Raw genomic sequence first — 17,180 nt, 5'->3', positions numbered from 1 at the left:
GGCTTCATGAACACCCGAGAACCGTCACCGAAGTCCTGAGACACAAACCGTCACCGAAGTCCCGAGACAGAACCGTCACCGAAGTCCTGAGACATCACAGTCGAAGCCGTCCGGAAGAGCTGGCCCCCTCGACGGTCCGGGGTTCCCTCAGTGACACTCCGCACACGCACCGCTGAGCCTGCGGAAGGCCAGAAGCCGCACCCCCTGGGGAGTAGGGGTCGTTCGAAACGCGTGTCAGCGTTTCGGGCGCCCCGTCCGCACAGCGCTCTGCGGAACGCTCCCACCTCGGGAAGCCGACCGCGGTCTTCTTTCGCTTCCGGCGAAAGAAGACAAGACAACTCCGCAGTCGTTCGAAACGCGTGTCAGCGTTTCAGGCGCCCCGTTCGCACAACGCTCTGCAGATCGCGACCACCTCGGGAAGCCGACCGCGGTCTTCTTTCGCCTCCGGCGAAAGAAGACAGAACAATTCAGTCGACGTGCTTGCCCGAGTTGGCGGTGGTGGCGGTGCCGCCGTTCGCGAGGAGGTCGCGGATGTCGGCGAGGAGCTCGAGCTCGGTCGGGGCCTTGTCCTCGGCGGCGGGGGCGTCGTCCATCTTCTTCTTGAAGGCCGCGTTCTTGAGGTGGTTGATCGGGAGGACGAACGCGAAGTAGAGGACGAAGGCGACGATCACGAACTGAATGAGCGCCGAGATGACGGCTCCGTAGGCGATTACCGTCGGGTCCTCACCACCTGTGCCCTCGCGGATGGTCCAGGTGAGGGCCGAGAGCGAGGAGGCGTCGAAGAGCACGCCGATGATCGGGTTGAAGATCCCCGTGACGATCGCGTTGACGATGGTGGTGAACGCGGCGCCGATGACCACGGCGACAGCCAGGTCGATGACATTGCCGCGGAGGATGAACTCTTTGAAGCCGTTGATCATGGTCTGGTCCGTTTCTGCCGGCGGGCGGAGGGGCGCTCGGGTCAGCTCCCGGAGGAGGACGACCCCGAGCCGGAGGATCCCGAACTGGAGGATCCCGAGGAGGAGGAGGAAGAAGAGGAGGAAGAAGAGGAGGAAGAAGAGGACGAGGACGATCCCGAGCCGCTCGACGACGCGGCGGTGGAGGCCGGTGCAGCAGCGCCTCCGGACTTCTCGCCCGACGACGACGTGTCGCCGCCCGACGACTTCTCGCTCGACTTCGACTCCGACGAGCGCGAATCGGTGCGGTAGAAGCCCGACCCGTTGAAGGTCACTCCGACAGCGCTGAACACCTTGCGGAGCGCCCCCTGGCAGCTCGGGCACTCGGTGAGCGTGTCGTCGGTGAACTTCTGCTGGATGTCGAAGGCGTTGCCGCACTGCGTGCAGCGGTAGGAGTAGGTGGGCACAGGGGGCTCCTCGGGGGGCGGATCAGGGGGAGTAGTGAGGGGGATCAGTGGCGCAGATCGACGATGCCGGAGGGGGTCACGACTCCGTCGACGGCCTGGTCGTGCACTTCGCTCGGCACGTGGTCGACGAGCTCGCTGTCGAAGACGACCGCGTAGACGGGCGGACACTTCTCCATCGAGCCGAGGGTCTTGTCGAAGTAGCCGCGACCCCAGCCCATCCGCATGCCCCGACGATCGACCGTGGCGGCGGGGACGATGATGAGGTCGACGTCGTTGATCGCGATGGGGCCGAGCAGCTTGCCGACCGGCTCCGGCATGCCGAACAGGCCCTGGGTCTCGGTGTGACCGTCGCCGACGGCCCAGTCGAGGAGCCCGTCCTGCCGGGAGATCGGGAAGAGGACGCGGATGCCGCGGGCCTCGGCCCAGCCGAGGAACGGCCTGGTGCTCGGCTCGTCGGGCGCCGAGAGGTAGCAGGCGAGGGAGGTCGCGTTCGCACGGGTGGCGAGCTCGATCAGGTGCTCGGTGATGCGGGCGGCGGCGTGCTCGCGGGCCGTCGCGGTCTGCGTGCGCCGGCGCTCGCGCAGCTCGGCACGGAGCGCGCGCTTCTCATGCGTGATGTCGGCGGGCATGCGCTCAGTCTAGATCGGGGCTCACAGGGCCTGATGCGGCCCGGAACGCGGGCCCAGGCGGCGCTGTGACCCGGGAAGAGGGGTGTGCGGCACCCCACCCGCCGCCGGACAGCGGAAACATCCCGGACCACCGCCTCCGCTACGATGACGCCCCATGGGCACTCGAATCCGTAAAGCAGTCATCCCCGCCGCCGGTCTCGGAACCCGGTTCCTGCCGGCGACCAAGGCCATCCCCAAGGAGATGCTGCCGGTCGTCGACAAGCCCGCGATCCAGTACGTGGTCGAGGAGGCGGCGAACGCCGGCCTCGAGGACGTCCTCGTGATCATCGGCCGCAACAAGAACGCGCTGGCGAACCACTTCGACTCCGTCCCCGAGCTCGAGCAGAACCTCGCCAAGAAGCTCGACGACGCCAAGCTCGCCCACGTCAAGTACGCGAGCGACCTCGCCGACGTGCACTTCGTCCGCCAGGGCGAGCCGAAGGGTCTCGGCCACGCCGTCTCGCGCGCTCAGCGCCACGTCGGCGACGAGCCGTTCGCCGTGCTCCTCGGAGACGACCTGATCGACGCGCGCGATCCTCTCCTCACCCGCATGATCGACGTCGCCGAGCAGCGCGACACGACGGTCGTCGCTCTGCTCGAGGTCGACCCCGACCAGATCCACCTCTACGGCTGCGCCGCGGTCGAGGCGACCGACGAGGACGACGTGGTGCGCATCACCGGCCTCGTCGAGAAGCCGTCGAAGGAGGACGCTCCGTCGAATCTCGCGATCATCGGCCGCTACGTCCTCAAGCCCGACGTCTTCGGCGTCCTCGAGGACACCGCGCCCGGCAAGGGCGGCGAAATCCAGCTGACCGACGCGCTCGAGCGCATGGCCCAGGACCCGGCCGAGTTCGGCGGCGTCTACGGCGTCGTCTTCCGCGGTCGTCGCTACGACACCGGCGACAAGCTCGACTACATCAAGGCGATCGTGCAGCTCGCCTCCGACCGCGACGACCTCGGTGTCGACCTCAAGCCGTGGCTCAAGGAGTTCGCCAAGACGCTCTGATCGTCGCGACGACTCCGAACGGCCGGGATCCTCTGCAGCTCTGCGGGATCCCGGCCGTTCCGTCGTCGTGCGCAACCCCTCCGGGCTCGCGAGTCCAGCCCCTTCCCGGGCCGCGACGGCGCAGTAGGGTCGGCTCATGCCACTGCCGATGCCGACCCTCTCCGAGGGTCGTGTCACCATCCGCCCCATCAGGGTCAGGGATGCCCGCCCCCTCGAGCGCGAGCTGATCGCCAATCGTGCGTGGCTCCGGCAGTGGGAGGCGTCCGATCCGCGCGGCGGAGCGGCCTTCGACGTCCGCGCGAGCATCCGGGCTCTGCAGCAGAACGCCAGGGCGGGTGGCGGCGCTCCCTTCCTCATCGACTGGGACGGCGAGCTGGCCGGTCAGCTCAACGTGTCGAACATCGGCTACGGCTCCCTCTCCTCCGGCTCGATCGGCTACTGGGTGTCCGAGCGCTTCGCCGGTCGCGGTATCACCCCGGTCGCGGTGGCGCTGGCGACCGACCACGCGTTCTTCGACCTCGGCCTGCACCGCATCGAGATCTGCATCCGCCCCGAGAACCGGCCGAGCCTGCGCGTGGTCGAGAAGCTCGGCTTCCGCTACGAGGGTCTGCGTCGGCGGTTCATCCACATCAACGGTGATTGGCGCGACCACTTCTGCTTCGCTCTCGTGGCGGAGGAGGTCCCTCGAGGTGTCCTCCGCCGCTACCTCGACGGTCAGGTGCCGGCCGAAGTGGGTGTGCCGAGCGACGCCGACCTGCGCGCATCGCGTCGCTCGGGACTCTCGGGGCCGCCCGACGGCGCGGGCATCCCCTCCTCGGGATCCCGATTGATCCGCGATCCGTACGGACACACCTACCCGTAATGACGGACGGGAGCTCCGCGTACTCCTAGCGTTGGCTCCATGAGTAGCGACTGGCTGGGTGGGGGCGTCGTCTGGGCGCTCGCCGCCGTTCTGTGGGTCGCCTATCTGATCCCCACGTGGATGCGCCGCCGGTCGTACAACGCGACCGAGCGCAACGCGGTGAGGCTGCAGCAGACCCTGCGCATCCTCGCCGAGACCGCGGAAGTGCCCGAGCACGTGCGTGCGGAGGCGACGGCCCGGGAGGTCGCGCTGCAGCAGCGCCGGCTCCGGGTGACCGAGACACGACGACGAGCCGAAGAGAAGGCACAGGCGATGGAGCTGGCACAGGCGGAGAAAGCGGCGCGCGAGGCGCTGCAGCGGGCGGCCGCGAGGACGAGGCGGAGCACGCAGACGGGTCCGAGCGCCCTGCGCTGGCGACAGGGCGCAGCGCTGACCGTGCTCGTGGGCTTCGTCGCCGCGCTCGTGGGTCTCGTGATGCTTCCCTTCGGAGGCGCCGGGTTCGTCCCTCTGGTCGGGGCGCTCGTGCTCGCGGCCGGGCTCGGGACGCTGTTCCTGCTCGCGCCGGGTCGACGCCGCCAGGCCGCGCCCGCCGCGGTCGTCACCGACACGGGTGAGATCGCCCGGCGTCGCGCTGAGGTGTTCGAGGCGGAGCTCGCCGAGGAGTCCGAGGTCGAGGAGGAGGCGCCCGCCGCCGCGGAGGCCAGCTGGACGCCGCAGCCGCTGCCGAAGCCCCTCTACCTCTCACGCGGCACGGTCGCCGCGAGCGCGATGGCGTCCATCGACGCCGTCGAGCGTCTGCGCGCGGCAGCAGCGGAGGCGGAGCTCGCCCAGCGCGCCGCCGCCTCGGCCCCCGAGGTCGCCCCGATCCGAGCACCGCGTGCCGCCGCACCGGCCCCCGAGGCTCCGCCGCGTCCGTCGTCGCGCTTCGCCTCGATGGGCGTCGTCGAGGGCGTCGACGCGATCGATCTCGACCAGGCGCTGCAGCGCCGCCGCGGGGCCTGACCCGCGTCTGAGGCCCGTCTCGCCGCGTGCTAGTGTGGACGAGTTGTTCGGGCCGGTGACGGCACCGAAGGCACGGGTCCGTGGCGCAGTTGGTAGCGCGCTTCGTTCGCAATGAAGAGGTCAGGGGTTCGAATCCCCTCGGATCCACCACTACGCAGAAGGCCCGCTCGAGAGAGCGGGCCTTCTGCGTTCCTGTCTCCGTTCGCGTCCGAGTCGTGCGTGACGCCCGAACGCGGTAGCTCAGTGGCGGCCGCCGATCCCGCCGCGGCCGCTGAGCACAGCGGCTCCCGCCGTCACCGCGACGATCCCGACGGTGGCCACCATCCCGAGAGCGCGGAGCACGAACTCCTTGTGCTCGGAGTCCTTCAGCGCCTCGTCGTTGACGGCCATCGAGAAGAGCCTCATGACGGCGAAGCGGTCCTCCGAGCTGAGGTTCTCGCGATCGAGTTCACGGGTGAGCATCTCGCGGTACTCGGCGAAGGCCTTGTGGACCTTCTTCTGGCTCCGCCAGTTCGCCTTCGTCCCCTCCGCCGCTTGATCGCGGAGGCCGACGAGGGAATCGAGGACCAGTGTCTTGAAGTCGGGGAACTGCGCGAGGATCCGCCGGCCGAGCTCGTCGCTGACCTCCGGCAGCACCGTCGCGAAGTCGATGAACGTGTCTCGCGAGACGTTCCTCCACGAGTCGATGCCCAGTCTCTGCTTCAGCTGCTGCTCGTCGTCGATCTGCATGGTCGGCCTCTCGTTCGCTTCTGCACGTCGGATGTCGTGGCGATGCGGCGCCTGTCCGGTCACCGTACCTCGCGCTCTTGTCGGGTCGCACCCCCTACGGGTGGGCGAGCGAACTCAGCGCCCCGCGAGGGTGAGGTTCAGCTCTTCGCCGACGATCAGCATCTCGTTCGAGTGGCCGCGGAGCGGGTTGAGGTAGAGCAGGTCATCGGCATCCAGTCCCAGGCGCGCGGCGACATCGGGTACGAGGTCGTTCGGAGCGACCGTGTACGCGGTCGGCTGCCCGTCGGCGATCGAGACCTCGCCCTGCGCCGCGGCGCGCGGCCCGGAGTCGACGGCGACCAGGTCGGGTCGCTGCGGGTCGATGCTCCAGTCGATGTCGGCGATCGCCAGCACGTCGGCGGCGCAGTCCGGATCGGCGAAGGTGCTCGTCGTGAGGACGAGCTGGTCGATCGCCGTCGGGTCGTCATCGAAGGTCGAGAGGCCCCACCGACCCTCGAAGTTCACGCCCGGCGCGATGTCACCGAGGCCGAGGCGGATACCCGTGTCGTAGCACTCGGTATCGGGGGCCGTCGGATCGAGGGCGCCGACGACGGAGATGGGGCCGGTGGTCTGCGTGGCCAGATCGTCGGAGTGGATGCCGAGGAAGCCGCTGCCCGCAGAGAAGCGGAATGTGCCCGTTGTGCCGTCGCGGCCCGAGAAGGAGGCTGTGCCGATGTCTCCGGTCAGCGGCGGGGTGACGGTGCTGGTCCCCGGGCTGCCGGTGGGCGTCGAGGCAGCCGCGTCGGGCGCTTCCTCGGTCGCGCAGCCGGTCAGTGTGCCGCTGCGTTCGACTCGTTCCAGTTCTCGACCGTCTGGAGCACCCAGAAGGCGGCGAACAACCCCAGCCCCACGGCCTCTCCGATGAGCAGCCACTGAGGACCGAGCACCGGTTCCGCGGTACCCGAGAGCACCAGGAGGACCAGCGCGACGTCGACCCCTGAGATCAGCACCGACAGGACGCCGTTCACGATCGAGTGGAAGCGAGCCGATCCGGGCCCTCTCGTTCCCTCCTCCGGCAGCGCCGCGGAATGCACACCGGCCGCTGCGGCGATGAAGAGGAAGAACAGCGCGGCCGCCGCGTAGTGTCCGAGGTAGTCGAACGAGGGGTACGCCGACCACGCGCCGAGCGAGACGAGCAGGGCACTCGCCACGACCGTGCGGACAACGAGAGCGAGGTCCAGCGTGCGGGCGGCCGCCGCGAGCACGATCGAGGCCGTCAGCACCAGCGCGGCGACCACCAGATACGAGAGCACGCCGACGGCTGCGGCGTCGGTCGCCTCGGGCGGTGGGCAGCGATCCAAGCCGGAGGGGCACCCCGACCCGGTGAGGGCGCGCATTTCGCCGCTCGGCAGAGGTGGGGGCACCAGGGCGATGACCGGCGTCGTCATCCCGGCGAGCAGCAGCAGGAACCGTCGGCGGCTCCTTCCTGCCAGCACCACGAGAGCGAGGGACACAGCGAAGAGGGCTCCGACGAAGACCGAACGGCCCGGCGTGTAGTAGAGCGCGCTGATGGAGCGCAACGGCACGCCTGCGGCGATCTGCTGCGTGACCGCGACGGAGAGGAAGACGACGGAGGCGAGGAGGGCGAGGCGCACGTAGCGGTAGGTGCGCAGGGATGACGTGCCGCCCCCTGCTCGGAGCGCATCGCTTCGAGTCACGATCAGGCGCGCAGACCCGAGGAGGCGAGGGCGAAGTCGACGTCGATGCGGATGGCGACGCGCAGCGGGTTGGGGCGCGGCGTGCGGTACCGGGCCGAGTAGAGCTCGACCGCGTGCGCGACGGCCTCGGGCTCCTCCTCGATCGTCGCCGGCCCACCGAGGCTCAGCCATCGGATGCCGTCGACCTGGCTGACGGTCGCGGTACCGCCGCGGCGGACGTTCAGCACCTTCTGGCTCTCGCGCGAGGTGATGACGCGCACGACGCCCTCCTCGTAGGTGAACCCGACGGCGACGACGTGCAGCCGCCCCTGCTGCCACGGAGTCGACAGGGTGGCCAGGTGCCGGTCGGCCACGAAGGCGAGGCCGTCGGCGCTGAGGATGCTCATTCGTCGAGCGTATCCGCGCCGAGCCCCTCCGCGAGATGCCACTTCGGTACGCGACACGCCGACACGGGTGTACCGAAGAGGCATCTCGCGGAGCCGGTCAGGCGCGCAGGAGGAGAGCCTCGCCCTGCCCGCCGCCTCCGCAGAGCGCGGCGACCCCGAGGCCGCCGCCGCGGCGTCGGAGGGCGAGCGCGAGGTGCAGCGCGAGTCGCGCTCCCGAGGCGCCGACGGGGTGGCCGAGTGCGATCGCGCCTCCGTCGACGTTGACCGACTCGGGGGCGACGCCGAGGTCGTCGGTCGACTGCAGCACGACCGAGGCGAAGGCCTCGTTGATCTCGATCAGATCGAGGTCGGCGACCGAGGCCCCGCGGCGCGCCAGTGCCCGGAGGATCGCGGCCGACGGCTGCGAGTGCAGCGAGTTGTCGGGGCCGGCGACCTGCCCGTGCTCGAGGACCTCGGCGATCCAGGGGAGCCCCTTCTCGAGGGCCCACCCCTTCGACACGACGACGAGCGCGGCGGCGCCGTCGCTGAGCGGTGACGAGCTGCCGGCGGTGATCGTCCCCTCCGGCGAGAAAGCGGGTGCCAGCCCCGCGAGGACCTCGACCGTCGTTCCGGGCCGGATGCCGTCGTCCTCGGAGACCACGAGGGCGCCGCCCCGCCGCTGCGGGACGGAGACGGGAGCGATCTCGTCGGCCAGGACGCCCGACGCGCGGGCGGCGGCGGCCCGCTGGTGGGAGAGCGCGGCGTACGCGTCCTGGCGCTCGCGGCGGATGCCCCGCTCGGCGTTGCCGTCGTCGGTGACGCGCCCCATGATCCGGTCGTCGAAGGGGTCGAGCAACCCGTCGTGGAGCAGGGCGTCCTCGAGCGGGCGGGCACCGACTCCGATGCCCGCTCGAGAGCCGAGCAGCAGGTGCGGGGCCCCGGTCATCGACTCCTGGCCGCCCGCGACGACGACCGAGGCCTCGCCGGTGCGGATGAGGCGCGCCGCGTCGATGACCGCGGTGAGGCCCGAGAGGCAGAGCTTGTTGATCGTGACGGTCGGCACATCCCAGCCGAGACCCGCCCGGATCGAGGTCTGCCGCGCGGGCCCCTGGCCGGCGCCGGCCTGCAGCACCTGGCCGAGGATCACAGCGTCGACCTCGGCCGGCGAGGCGCCCGACCGCTCGAGAGCCGCCCGGACGGCGACGGCGCCGAGCTCGACCGCCGACAGCGGGGCGAAGGCCCCCGAGAAGCGGGCGAACGGGGTCCGCGCCCCTCCGAGGATCACGGGGGTGGTGGCGTCGTCCGGCACGGCGGGCTCCTTCTCGACAGTGAGGCTCTGTGGGGGAGGTGCTCAGGGCACCAGGAGGATCTTCCCGCGGACGTGCCCGTCCTCGCTGAGGCGATGCGCCTCCGCGACGTCGTCGAGCCCGAATCGCGGCCCGATCTCGACCGAGAAGCGCCCCTCGGCGGCGAGCCGCGCAGCATGCGGCACCGCCTCGCGACGCAGGCGCTGCTCCTCGTCGGTCAGCGGCACCGGGTTCCCGCCGCTCCAGGCCTTGATCCCCAGCTCGGCGGCGCGCCCGCCGACGACGACCGTGCCGACGTGCTGCGGGTCCTCGACCAGTGCGAGGGAGGCGGCGATCGCCTCGTCGGTGCCCGCCGCGTCGAGCACGCGGTCGACTCCGCCGGGTGCGGCCTCGCGCAGTCGCTCCTCGAGCCCCGGTCCGTAGGCGACGGGCACCGCGCCCAGCTCCCGCAGACGCTCGTGGTTCGCCGGGCTCGCCGTGGCGATCACCGTCGCGCCGCGCTCGCGGGCGAACTGGATGGCGGCCTGCCCGACGGCGCCGGCGCCGGCGTGCACGAGGAAGGTCGATCCCTCCGCGACGCCGAGCGAGATCACGGCCTGGTAGGCGGTGCTGATCGGGATGCCGAGCGCCGCCGCCTCCTCGAACCCCAGCCCTGCGGGCTTCGCGTCGAGTGAGTCGGGCGACCCGACGACGGAGGTGCCGTACGTCCCGGTCGCGCCGGTCACGATCACCTCGTCGCCGACGCTCCAGCCGGTGACCTCCGTGCCGACGGCCGTGATGACGCCCGACCCGTCGGAGCCGAGGCGGCGCGGCGCTGTGATCGGCGGACTCGGGCGGAGCCCCGAGCGGATCTTCCACTCGATCGGGTTCACGCCGGCTGCGCGGATCGCGACGACGACGCCGTCGGATGGTGCCTCCGGGTCCGGGGCGTCGACCACCTCGAGCACCTCGGGTCCGCCGATCTCGCGGAACTGCACGATCCTCGCCATGTGGTCCTCCTCGTTCGTCATCGTCCGGTCGTCGTCAGCGTCCGGCGTCCATCAGCGTCTGCCGCACCTCGCGCCGCAGCACCTTGCCGATCAGCGACGTCGGCAGCTCGGTCACCACGTCGACGCGCTTGGGCACCTTGTAGGGGGTGAGGTGCCCGCGGCAGAAGTCGCGCAGCGCCTCGGTGTCGACGGCGGTTCCGGGTCGCAGCACGACCGCGGCGGCCACGCTCTCGCCGCCGTCGGCGCGGGGGAGTCCGACGACGGCAGCGCGCACCACGTCGGGGTGCGATTCGAGCACGCCCTCCACCTCGGACGGCGAAACGTTGAAGCCGCCCGTGATGATCAGCTCCTTCGCGCGGTCGACGATCGTGACGAAGCCGTCGGCCGAGATCGTCGCGATGTCGCCGGTCCGGAGCCAGCCACCGGCCAGCAGGGTCTCGGACGTCTCGTCGGGCCGCTTCCAGTAGCCCTGGAACACCTGCGGGCCGCGCAGCAGCAGCTCGCCCGATTCGCCGGGCCCGCGATCGACGGAGGGGTCGGCCGGGTCGACCAGGCGGATCTCGGTGCTCGGGAACGGCACTCCGACGGTGCCGGGGCGACGGGTCGGGCCGACCGGGTTGCCGAGCGCGACGGGGGAGGACTCGGTCATGCCGTAGCCCTCGACGAGCAGGCCGCGGCTGGCGCGCTCCCAGCGGTCGACGACGGCGACGGGAAGGCCCATCGCCCCCGAGATCGCGAAGCGGATGCTGCGCAGATCGAGCTCGCCCCGCTCGGAGGCGCGCGCGAGCGCCTCGTAGACCGGCGGCACCGCGGGCAGGAAGGTGGGCGGCGACGACTTCGCGGCCGCCTTCACCAGCGCGACGTCGAAGGTGGGGAACAGCACGACCTTCGCGCCGATGCTGATCGCGAAGGTGAGGCAGAGCGTCAGTCCGTAGGCGTGGAAGAGCGGCAGCACCGCGTAGAAGGTCTCGTCGCCCTCTCGCAGGCCCGGCACCCACGCGCGCCCCTGCATCGCGTTGGCGCGGAGGTTGGCGTGCGAGAGGATCGCCCCCTTCGGCGTGCCCGTCGTGCCACTCGTGTACTGCAGCAGCGCGGTGTCGCCGAGCGAGGGGCGAGGGTGCGAGCGCGCGAGGCGCCGCCCGTTCAGGAGACGGTCGAACGCGATCAGCGTCTTCGTGCGGGGCCGCGCGGTGAGCTTCGCGCGCGTCTCCCTGACCTTCGGCAGCGGCAGACGCAGCGCGAGGCGCTTGGCGAGGGGGAACGACTCCGTCATGTCGACCGAGACGACCCGCTCGATGCCGAGGTCGGCGGGCATCGTCGCGACGACGTCGGCGACCTTGTCCCACACGACGGCGAAGCGCGCTCCGTGGTCCTCGAACTGCCGGCGCAGCTCGCGCGGCGTGTAGAGCGGGTTGTGCTCGACCACGATCGCGCCGAGCCGCAGCGCCGCGTAGAACGCGATGACGTGCTCCGGGCAGTTGGGCAGCACGAGCGCGACGCGGTCGCCGGGCCTGACGCCCAGGCGCCGCAGCCCCTCCGCCGCCCGCGCCACTCTGTCGCCGAGCTCGGCGTAGCTGGTCTCGGCGCCGAAGAACTCGAGCGCGGTGCCGCGCCGGTAGCGGGCCACCGAGTCCTCGAGCAGATCGACGAGCGTCTGGGTGGGCGGATCGATCTCGGTGGGGACGCCCTCCGCGTAGGAGGACAGCCACGGCTTCGTCGCCAGGTTCGGGGTTCCGGTGGTCACCCGAGCGAGTATCCGGCACCCGCCTCCGAGCACGCCGGGTGCAGACTGGCGCCATGAGTGCAGCCATCGACCTCCTCCGCGACGCGTTCGGACGCGTGCACGAGACCGTGCACGCCGTCCTCGACGACGCCACCCCCGAGCAGCTCGCGTACCGCGCCGATCCGCAGGCCAACTCGGCCGCCTGGCTGATCTGGCACCTGACCCGCGTGCAGGACGACCACCTCGCGCCGCTCGCCGAGCGCGAGCAGACCTGGACCGCCGACGGCTTCCACGAGCGCTGCGGCCTGCCGTTCGGGCCCGAGGCGAGCGGATACGGCCAATCGCCGTCCGAGGTCGCGGCGCTCGCCGCCCTGCCGGCCGAGCTCCTCTCCTCCTACGCCGACGCCGTGCACGAGCAGACGCTCGCCTACCTCGACACGCTCGCCGACGAGGACCTGCCGCGCGTCGTCGACACCCGCTGGGACCCGCCCGTGACCCTCGCCGTGCGGCTCGTCTCGGTCGTCGACGACGACATCCAGCACGCGGGCCAGGCCGCCTTCGTGAAGGGCCTCGCCGAGCGCGCGGGCCTCTGATCCGTCGGCGTTCCGCGCCCGCTACCCTTGACCCCGGCACCGTCGCTCGGCGGCGGGGCTCGCGGAGCGAGGACCGCGCCACCGAGAGGACACGCACGTGACGTCGACCATCCCCACTCCCACCGGCCTGGTTCGCAAGGGGCGCGACGTCGCCCCCGAGATCGCCCGCTCGTGGCTCCTGGTCAACGCGACCCGCACCGAGACCTTCGACGCCGCTCACGCGTCGCGTGCCGACCAGATAGTGCTCGACATCGAGGACGCGGTCGACCCCAAGGCGAAGCCCGATGCCCGTGCCGATGTCGTCGAGTGGCTGAAGGGCGACAAGCGCGCGTGGGTGCGGATCAACGATCACTCCACCCCGTTCTGGTCCGACGACGTCGACGCGCTGAAGGGCCTCCCGGGTCTTGCCGGCGTGATGCTCGCCAAGACGGAGGCGGCGGAGCACGTCACCGAGACCTTCGACCGCCTCGGTGGGTCCACCCCTGTGCTCGCGCTCGTCGAGTCGGCGCTCGGCATCGAGGAGGCGGTCTCGATCGCCCGGGCGCGCGGCTGCTTCCGCCTCGCCTTCGGGAGCGGCGACTATCGCCGCGACACCGGCACCAGCGCCGATGATCTGGCGATGGCGTACCCCCGCTCCCGCCTCGTCGTCGCGTCGCGCATCGGCGACCTGCCCGGCCCGATCGACGGCCCGACCGTCTCGAACAGCCACCCGGTGCTCCGCGAGCAGTCCGCGCTCACCGTCTCGCTCGGCCTGACCGGCAAGCTCTGCCTCGACACCGAGCAGCTCGCCGTCATCAACGAGGTCATCAGCCCCACCCCGTCGGACGTGGCGTGGGCGCGCGACTTCCTCGACGACTTCGAGGCGCGCGGACGCGTCATCCGCGACGGCAGCGACCTGCCCCGCCTCGGTCGGGCGAAGAAGATCGACAAGCTCGCGGCGGCGTTCGGCGTCACTCCGCTCTGAGCGTCGTTCTCCCTCGCGGCGAGCGGGCACCGGGGCCACACTGGGGACGACGAAGGAGACTCCGATGGGCGCAGTCAGCACGTTCCTCTGGTTCGACGACGGGGCGGGGGAGGCGGTCGACCTCTACACGAGCCTGATCCCGAACTCGCGGATCCTCGACAGGCAGGTGCTGCCCGAGGGCTCGCCCTCGTCGGGAACCGTGCTCACGGTGGATTTCGAGCTCGACGGGCAGAGCTTCCAGGCGATGAACGCCGGGCCGAGGTTCCCGTTCACCGAGGCGATCTCGATCGTCATCGCGGTCGACGACCAGGCAGAGCTCGACCGGCTGTGGGACGCGCTCGTCGCCGACGGTGGGCAGGAGAGCCGCTGCGGCTGGCTCAAGGACCGCTGGGGGCTCTCGTGGCAGATCGTGCCGCGCGTGCTCGGCTCGCTCCTCGGCGGCCCCGACCCCGAGGGCGCGTCGCGCGCCACGCAGGCGATGCTGGCGATGGGCCGCCTCGACATCCGCACTCTCGAAGAGGCCTATGCCAGCGCGTGAGTCCGGGCGCCCGCGTCGTTCGACCTCGATGCGCCGGGCGTATCTCCGCGACTACCGCTACGCGTACGGGTCGCGCTTCGCGCACCTCCGCGACGGCTGGGACGTCTCGCACTACGCCTCCGGAGACGAGGCCCCGGTGCTGCTCATCCCGGGCGTCTACGAGACCTGGCAGTTCCTCCAGCCGGTCGCCGACCGTCTGCACGCGGCGGGCCACCCGATCCACGTGCTGCCGGCGCTGGGCTACAACACCCGGCCGATCGTCGCCTCCGCGGCACTCGGGCAGCAGTATCTGCGCGAGGACGACCTCCGCGGAGTCGTGATCGTCGCGCACAGCAAGGGCGGCCTGATCGGCAAGCACATGATGGTCGTCGACGACCGCGACGAGAAGCGGGTCGAGCGGATGATCGCGGTCTCGACTCCGTTCAACGGCTCGCCGCTCGCCCGCATCGCCCCGGCGCGGGCGCTCCGGGAGTTCGCTCCGCACCGACCCGTCATCCGCACGTTGCTGGCCGAGCGCGACGCCGACTCCCGCATCACCTCGATCTACGGGATGCGCGACCAGTACATCCCGGGCGGGAGCCGACTCGTCGGCGCGCGCGAGAACATCGCGGTCTCGGTGGTCGGGCACTTCGCGCTGCTGTCGCATCCGCGGGTGCTCGACCTCATCGCCGCGCGCGTCGACGAGGAGTGATCAGGACCAGGGCGTGAGCAGCACGAGCGGGATCTCGCGCTCGGTCTTCGTCTGGTAGGTCGCGTAGTCGGGCCACGCGGCGACGGAGCGCTCCCACCAGATCGCCCGCTGCTCTCCCTCGAGAACGCTCGCGGTGTAGTCCTTCTTCTCGGCGCCGTCCTGCAGCTCGACGTGCGGCTCCTTGAGCATGTTGCCGTACCAGACGGGGTGCTCCGGTGCTCCGCCCTTCGACGCGACGACGACGTACTCGCCGTCGTGCTCGACGCGCATGAGGGCCGTCTTGCGCAGCTTGCCGCTCTTCGCGCCGACCGTGGTCAGGACGATGATCGGCTTGCCGCGGAGGAGGTTCCCCTCCGCGCCGTTCGTGGCTTCGTACAGCTCCGCCTGCTCGCGGGCCCAGGCGGACGTGCTCGGTTCGTATTCTCCGGTGAGGGGCATGCTCCGATCGTACGACGGAGGCCGTGCCACGATCGGCGGGAAGCCGGTGCGGTGCTCGTGGCGCACCTCCTGTGGAACGGCCGTGCACGAGGATGGTCCGGTGCAGCCTGCAGACCAGCTCGACCGTGCGCTCCTGGCGCTCCTCCGTGACGACCTCACCCGCGCCCGCTACGGCGTCGACGCCGTCCGCGAGCTGTGGGGGGAGGCTGTCGGTGAAGCGCTGCACCGCGGCGACCGCGTCCCGGCCAGACGGGCCCTCGCCGGCGTCGATGGGCCACTCGCCACGCTCGCCCGGCTGTTCCTGCTCGCCGACCCGGTGTCGACGGAGGCGGCGACCGCGGCGTTCGCGTCGCTCGGTCTCGACGGCGCGATCGGCCTGGGCCTCGTGCAGTCGGAGGCGGGAGCAGTCGTGACCGCCACGATCGATCTGCGGCCGTACGACCTCGTCGACCTCCGCGGTCCCGCCTCCTGGTGGATCGCCTCCGACCTGGGGGAGCTGGCGCTCGGCCGCGCCCTCGCCGAGGACCACGTGCTGGGCGTCGGCGGAGCGAGCCTGACACTCACCGGGTTGATGATCCAGCGGCCGGTCGGCAGCGTGCTCGATCTGGGCACCGGCTGCGGGATCCAGGCGCTGCACGCCTCCCGTCACGCCGAGCGGGTCGTCGCGACCGACATCTCGGAGCGGGCGCTCGCCTTCGCCGCCTTCAACGCCGCGCTGAACGGGATCGAGAGCATCGAGTTCCGGCTCGGGAGTCTGTACGAGCCGGTCGCCGGCGAGCGGTTCGACCACATCGTCACCAACCCGCCGTTCGTGATCACTCCGCGCGCGGCCGGGGTCCCTTCGTACGAGTACCGCGACGGTGGGCTCGAGGGCGACGAGATCGTGCACCGCGTGATCGTCGGCGCGGCCGATCACCTCGTACCGGGCGGAGTCGCGCAGCTGCTCGGCAACTGGGAGTACCGGGAGTCGGCGGACGCGTTCGATCGGGTCCGGGGCTGGCTCGACGACGTCCGCAGTCCGCTCGCGCGGGCGCTCGAGCCGGGCCCGGAGGGTCTGGACGCCTGGATCGAGGGCGCCGCGTCGCCGCTCGACGTGTGGGTCGTCGAGCGCGAGCGGCAGGATCCGGCGGTCTACGCCGAGACGTGGATCCGCGACGGAGGCACGACCCGCGGCGCGGAGTTCGATCAGCTCGTGGACGCCTGGGTGGGCGACTTCGAGCGCCGCGGCGTCACGGGGGTCGGCTTCGGCTACGTGACGCTGCGCCTGCCCGCCGCGCCCCGGCCGCCGCTGCTGCGCTTCGAGCGGATCGACGCGGCGTTCGCCACCGCGGGCCTCGGCGGGCACCTCGCGCACTGCCTCGACGCGGGGGAGGCGCTCGCCGGTCTGGACGACGAGGCTCTCGCCGGGCTCGCGCTCACGGTCGCGGGCGATGTGACCGAGGAGCGGCACTACTGGCCGGGCAACGACGACCCGACGGTGCTCCGGCTGCGGCAGGGCGGCGGCTTCGCCCGCGTGGAGGACGTCGACACAGCGCTCGCCGCGGTGGTCGGCGCCTCCGACGGCGAGCTGTCACTCGCGGCGATCGCGGCTGCCGTGGCGTCGCTCCTGCAGGTGGACGAGACGGACGTGCTCGAGTCGGTGCTGCCGCCGGTGCGCGAGCTGATCGCGACGGGCGTGCTGCACCTGCCGTGATCCTCCTAGAACAGGGTGGCGGGGGCGTCGTCGACGGCCGGAGCGGAGGCGGCGGGCGCGGTCGGCCAGCCGGGCCCCGCGTCCACCGGTTGCCGACGCTGGTACGCCGTCGCCGCGGCGCGGGCGCGGACGTCGGCGGCCTCGTTCATCCGGTGGTTCGCGTGCCCCTTCACCCACTCGAAGGTGACGGCGCGACCCTGGAGCGCCTCGTCGAGCGCCTTGATGATCTCGACGTTCATCACCGGCTTGCCGTCGGCCTTGCGCCAGCCCTTCCGCTTCCAGCCCGGCAGCCACTCGGTGCACGCCTTGATGGCGTACTGGCTGTCGCAGAGGATGTGCAGCGGCTCGGTCTCGCCCGCCGTGGAGCGCAGCAGCTCGAGCACCGCGGTCAGCTCGCCGATGTTGTTCGTGCCGTGCGACCAGCCGCCCGCGGCCCAGCGGTCGTCGTCGACGTACCAGGCCCAGCCGGCGGGGCCGGGGTTGCCCAGTGCCGAGCCGTCTGCGGCGGCGATGATGCTCACGTGGTGCTCCTCGAGTGATCGGTGCGCCCGC

The 17,180-nt window shown here is 71.5% G+C and carries 20 protein-coding genes and 1 tRNA gene; 9 read left to right on the top strand and 12 right to left on the bottom strand.

The annotated features are described in order from the left end of the window. Positions 1-467 precede the first annotated feature (467 nt). Genes mscL through ASG06_RS19320 form a run of 3 tightly spaced genes read right to left on the bottom strand, consistent with a single transcriptional unit; the run spans position 468 to position 1,992 of the window. Positions 468-920: a large conductance mechanosensitive channel protein MscL gene (mscL, locus tag ASG06_RS19325; RefSeq protein WP_197409470.1), complete on the bottom strand. Its 453-nt coding sequence runs from the start codon at positions 918-920 to the stop codon at positions 468-470. A 41-nt stretch (positions 921-961) separates the two neighbouring features. Then, positions 962-1,363, bottom strand: coding sequence for an FmdB family zinc ribbon protein (locus tag ASG06_RS19755; RefSeq protein WP_082499382.1), 402 nt, complete (start codon positions 1,361-1,363; stop codon positions 962-964). A gap of 44 nt (positions 1,364-1,407) precedes the next feature. Further along, complete coding sequence (locus ASG06_RS19320; RefSeq protein WP_056045485.1) at positions 1,408-1,992, bottom strand: 5-formyltetrahydrofolate cyclo-ligase; 585 nt, start codon at positions 1,990-1,992, stop codon at positions 1,408-1,410. Positions 1,993-2,146: 154 nt separating this feature from the next. On the opposite strand from ASG06_RS19320, the gene galU reads away from it, so the two are divergent. The 4 genes from galU to ASG06_RS19300 all read left to right on the top strand — a co-directional run bounded on the left by galU (position 2,147) and on the right by ASG06_RS19300 (position 5,051). After that, positions 2,147-3,037 carry a UTP--glucose-1-phosphate uridylyltransferase GalU gene (gene galU / locus ASG06_RS19315; RefSeq protein ID WP_056045483.1) on the top strand — a complete coding sequence of 297 codons (891 nt, stop codon included), beginning with the start codon at positions 2,147-2,149 and terminating at the stop codon, positions 3,035-3,037. A gap of 136 nt (positions 3,038-3,173) precedes the next feature. After that, complete coding sequence (locus ASG06_RS19310; protein ID WP_082499381.1) at positions 3,174-3,899, top strand: GNAT family N-acetyltransferase; 726 nt, start codon at positions 3,174-3,176, stop codon at positions 3,897-3,899. A 39-nt stretch (positions 3,900-3,938) separates the two neighbouring features. Further along, positions 3,939-4,901, top strand: coding sequence for a hypothetical protein (locus ASG06_RS19305; protein ID WP_056045480.1), 963 nt, complete (start codon positions 3,939-3,941; stop codon positions 4,899-4,901). Positions 4,902-4,975: 74 nt separating this feature from the next. After that, positions 4,976-5,051: transfer RNA gene (locus ASG06_RS19300), tRNA-Ala, on the top strand. A gap of 90 nt (positions 5,052-5,141) precedes the next feature. Here the strand turns inward: ASG06_RS19300 and ASG06_RS19295 are convergent. From ASG06_RS19295 to ASG06_RS19265, 7 genes are all read right to left on the bottom strand, one after another. Further along, positions 5,142-5,630: a hypothetical protein gene (locus tag ASG06_RS19295; RefSeq protein WP_056045477.1), complete on the bottom strand. Its 489-nt coding sequence runs from the start codon at positions 5,628-5,630 to the stop codon at positions 5,142-5,144. 114 nt (positions 5,631-5,744) lie between these two features. After that, the gene (locus tag ASG06_RS19290; RefSeq protein WP_056045473.1) at positions 5,745-6,134 is read right to left on the bottom strand and encodes a LysM peptidoglycan-binding domain-containing protein; all 390 of its coding nucleotides are present in this window, start codon (positions 6,132-6,134) and stop codon (positions 5,745-5,747) included. Positions 6,135-6,439: 305 nt separating this feature from the next. Then, positions 6,440-7,327, bottom strand: a complete 888-nt coding sequence (locus ASG06_RS19285; protein WP_056045470.1) for a hypothetical protein — start codon at positions 7,325-7,327, stop codon at positions 6,440-6,442. A 2-nt stretch (positions 7,328-7,329) separates the two neighbouring features. After that, positions 7,330-7,713, bottom strand: coding sequence for a pyridoxamine 5'-phosphate oxidase family protein (locus ASG06_RS19280; RefSeq protein ID WP_056045467.1), 384 nt, complete (start codon positions 7,711-7,713; stop codon positions 7,330-7,332). 97 nt (positions 7,714-7,810) lie between these two features. Further along, on the bottom strand, positions 7,811-9,001 hold the full coding sequence (locus ASG06_RS19275) for an acetyl-CoA C-acyltransferase (RefSeq protein ID WP_156466039.1): 1,191 nt from the start codon (positions 8,999-9,001) through the stop codon (positions 7,811-7,813). A gap of 42 nt (positions 9,002-9,043) precedes the next feature. Continuing rightward, positions 9,044-10,009 (bottom strand): NADP-dependent oxidoreductase, encoded by a 966-nt coding sequence (locus ASG06_RS19270; RefSeq protein WP_231727861.1) that lies wholly within the window; start codon positions 10,007-10,009, stop codon positions 9,044-9,046. Positions 10,010-10,022: 13 nt separating this feature from the next. After that, positions 10,023-11,732, bottom strand: coding sequence for a long-chain-fatty-acid--CoA ligase (locus ASG06_RS19265; protein ID WP_056045463.1), 1,710 nt, complete (start codon positions 11,730-11,732; stop codon positions 10,023-10,025). Between the two features lie 53 nt (positions 11,733-11,785). Between ASG06_RS19265 and ASG06_RS19260 the strand changes: the two genes are divergently transcribed. The 4 genes from ASG06_RS19260 to ASG06_RS19245 all read left to right on the top strand — a co-directional run bounded on the left by ASG06_RS19260 (position 11,786) and on the right by ASG06_RS19245 (position 14,497). After that, positions 11,786-12,304, top strand: coding sequence for a mycothiol transferase (locus tag ASG06_RS19260; RefSeq protein ID WP_056045459.1), 519 nt, complete (start codon positions 11,786-11,788; stop codon positions 12,302-12,304). A gap of 97 nt (positions 12,305-12,401) precedes the next feature. After that, positions 12,402-13,268, top strand: a complete 867-nt coding sequence (locus ASG06_RS19255) for an HpcH/HpaI aldolase/citrate lyase family protein (RefSeq protein WP_197409469.1) — start codon at positions 12,402-12,404, stop codon at positions 13,266-13,268. Between the two features lie 64 nt (positions 13,269-13,332). Further along, positions 13,333-13,806 carry a VOC family protein gene (locus tag ASG06_RS19250; RefSeq protein WP_056045457.1) on the top strand — a complete coding sequence of 158 codons (474 nt, stop codon included), beginning with the start codon at positions 13,333-13,335 and terminating at the stop codon, positions 13,804-13,806. Beyond that, the gene (locus tag ASG06_RS19245) at positions 13,793-14,497 is read left to right on the top strand and encodes a PGAP1-like alpha/beta domain-containing protein (protein ID WP_156466038.1); all 705 of its coding nucleotides are present in this window, start codon (positions 13,793-13,795) and stop codon (positions 14,495-14,497) included. The genes ASG06_RS19250 and ASG06_RS19245 overlap by 14 nt, the downstream gene beginning before the upstream one ends. Here ASG06_RS19245 and ASG06_RS19240 read toward each other — a convergent pair whose 3' ends face one another. Then, positions 14,498-14,935 (bottom strand): nitroreductase family deazaflavin-dependent oxidoreductase, encoded by a 438-nt coding sequence (locus ASG06_RS19240; protein WP_056045589.1) that lies wholly within the window; start codon positions 14,933-14,935, stop codon positions 14,498-14,500. Between the two features lie 100 nt (positions 14,936-15,035). Between ASG06_RS19240 and ASG06_RS19235 the strand changes: the two genes are divergently transcribed. Further along, on the top strand, positions 15,036-16,628 hold the full coding sequence (locus tag ASG06_RS19235) for a DUF7059 domain-containing protein (RefSeq protein ID WP_056045586.1): 1,593 nt from the start codon (positions 15,036-15,038) through the stop codon (positions 16,626-16,628). A 5-nt stretch (positions 16,629-16,633) separates the two neighbouring features. Here the strand turns inward: ASG06_RS19235 and ASG06_RS19230 are convergent, their stop codons facing one another. Next, positions 16,634-17,149 carry a ribonuclease H family protein gene (locus ASG06_RS19230; protein ID WP_056045450.1) on the bottom strand — a complete coding sequence of 172 codons (516 nt, stop codon included), beginning with the start codon at positions 17,147-17,149 and terminating at the stop codon, positions 16,634-16,636. Between the last annotated feature and the right edge of the window lie 31 nt (positions 17,150-17,180).

The organism is Rathayibacter sp. Leaf185, assembly GCF_001423885.1.
GTDB lineage: Bacteria > Actinomycetota > Actinomycetes > Actinomycetales > Microbacteriaceae > Rathayibacter.
Note: the sequence above shows the minus strand (reverse complement) of the source record. Positions and strands in the feature narration are given on the sequence as shown.

Coding starts and splice junctions, on each gene's coding strand:
- mscL (WP_197409470.1), bottom strand. CDS start 920: ATGATCAACGGCTTCAAAGAGTTCATCCTCCGCGGCAATGTCATCGAC.
- ASG06_RS19320 (WP_056045485.1), bottom strand. CDS start 1,992: ATGCCCGCCGACATCACGCATGAGAAGCGCGCGCTCCGTGCCGAGCTG.
- galU (WP_056045483.1), top strand. CDS start 2,147: ATGGGCACTCGAATCCGTAAAGCAGTCATCCCCGCCGCCGGTCTCGGA.
- ASG06_RS19310 (WP_082499381.1), top strand. CDS start 3,174: ATGCCACTGCCGATGCCGACCCTCTCCGAGGGTCGTGTCACCATCCGC.
- ASG06_RS19305 (WP_056045480.1), top strand. CDS start 3,939: ATGAGTAGCGACTGGCTGGGTGGGGGCGTCGTCTGGGCGCTCGCCGCC.
- ASG06_RS19295 (WP_056045477.1), bottom strand. CDS start 5,630: ATGCAGATCGACGACGAGCAGCAGCTGAAGCAGAGACTGGGCATCGAC.
- ASG06_RS19280 (WP_056045467.1), bottom strand. CDS start 7,713: ATGAGCATCCTCAGCGCCGACGGCCTCGCCTTCGTGGCCGACCGGCAC.
- ASG06_RS19270 (WP_231727861.1), bottom strand. CDS start 10,009: ATGACGAACGAGGAGGACCACATGGCGAGGATCGTGCAGTTCCGCGAG.
- ASG06_RS19260 (WP_056045459.1), top strand. CDS start 11,786: ATGAGTGCAGCCATCGACCTCCTCCGCGACGCGTTCGGACGCGTGCAC.
- ASG06_RS19250 (WP_056045457.1), top strand. CDS start 13,333: ATGGGCGCAGTCAGCACGTTCCTCTGGTTCGACGACGGGGCGGGGGAG.
- ASG06_RS19245 (WP_156466038.1), top strand. CDS start 13,793: ATGCCAGCGCGTGAGTCCGGGCGCCCGCGTCGTTCGACCTCGATGCGC.
- ASG06_RS19240 (WP_056045589.1), bottom strand. CDS start 14,935: ATGCCCCTCACCGGAGAATACGAACCGAGCACGTCCGCCTGGGCCCGC.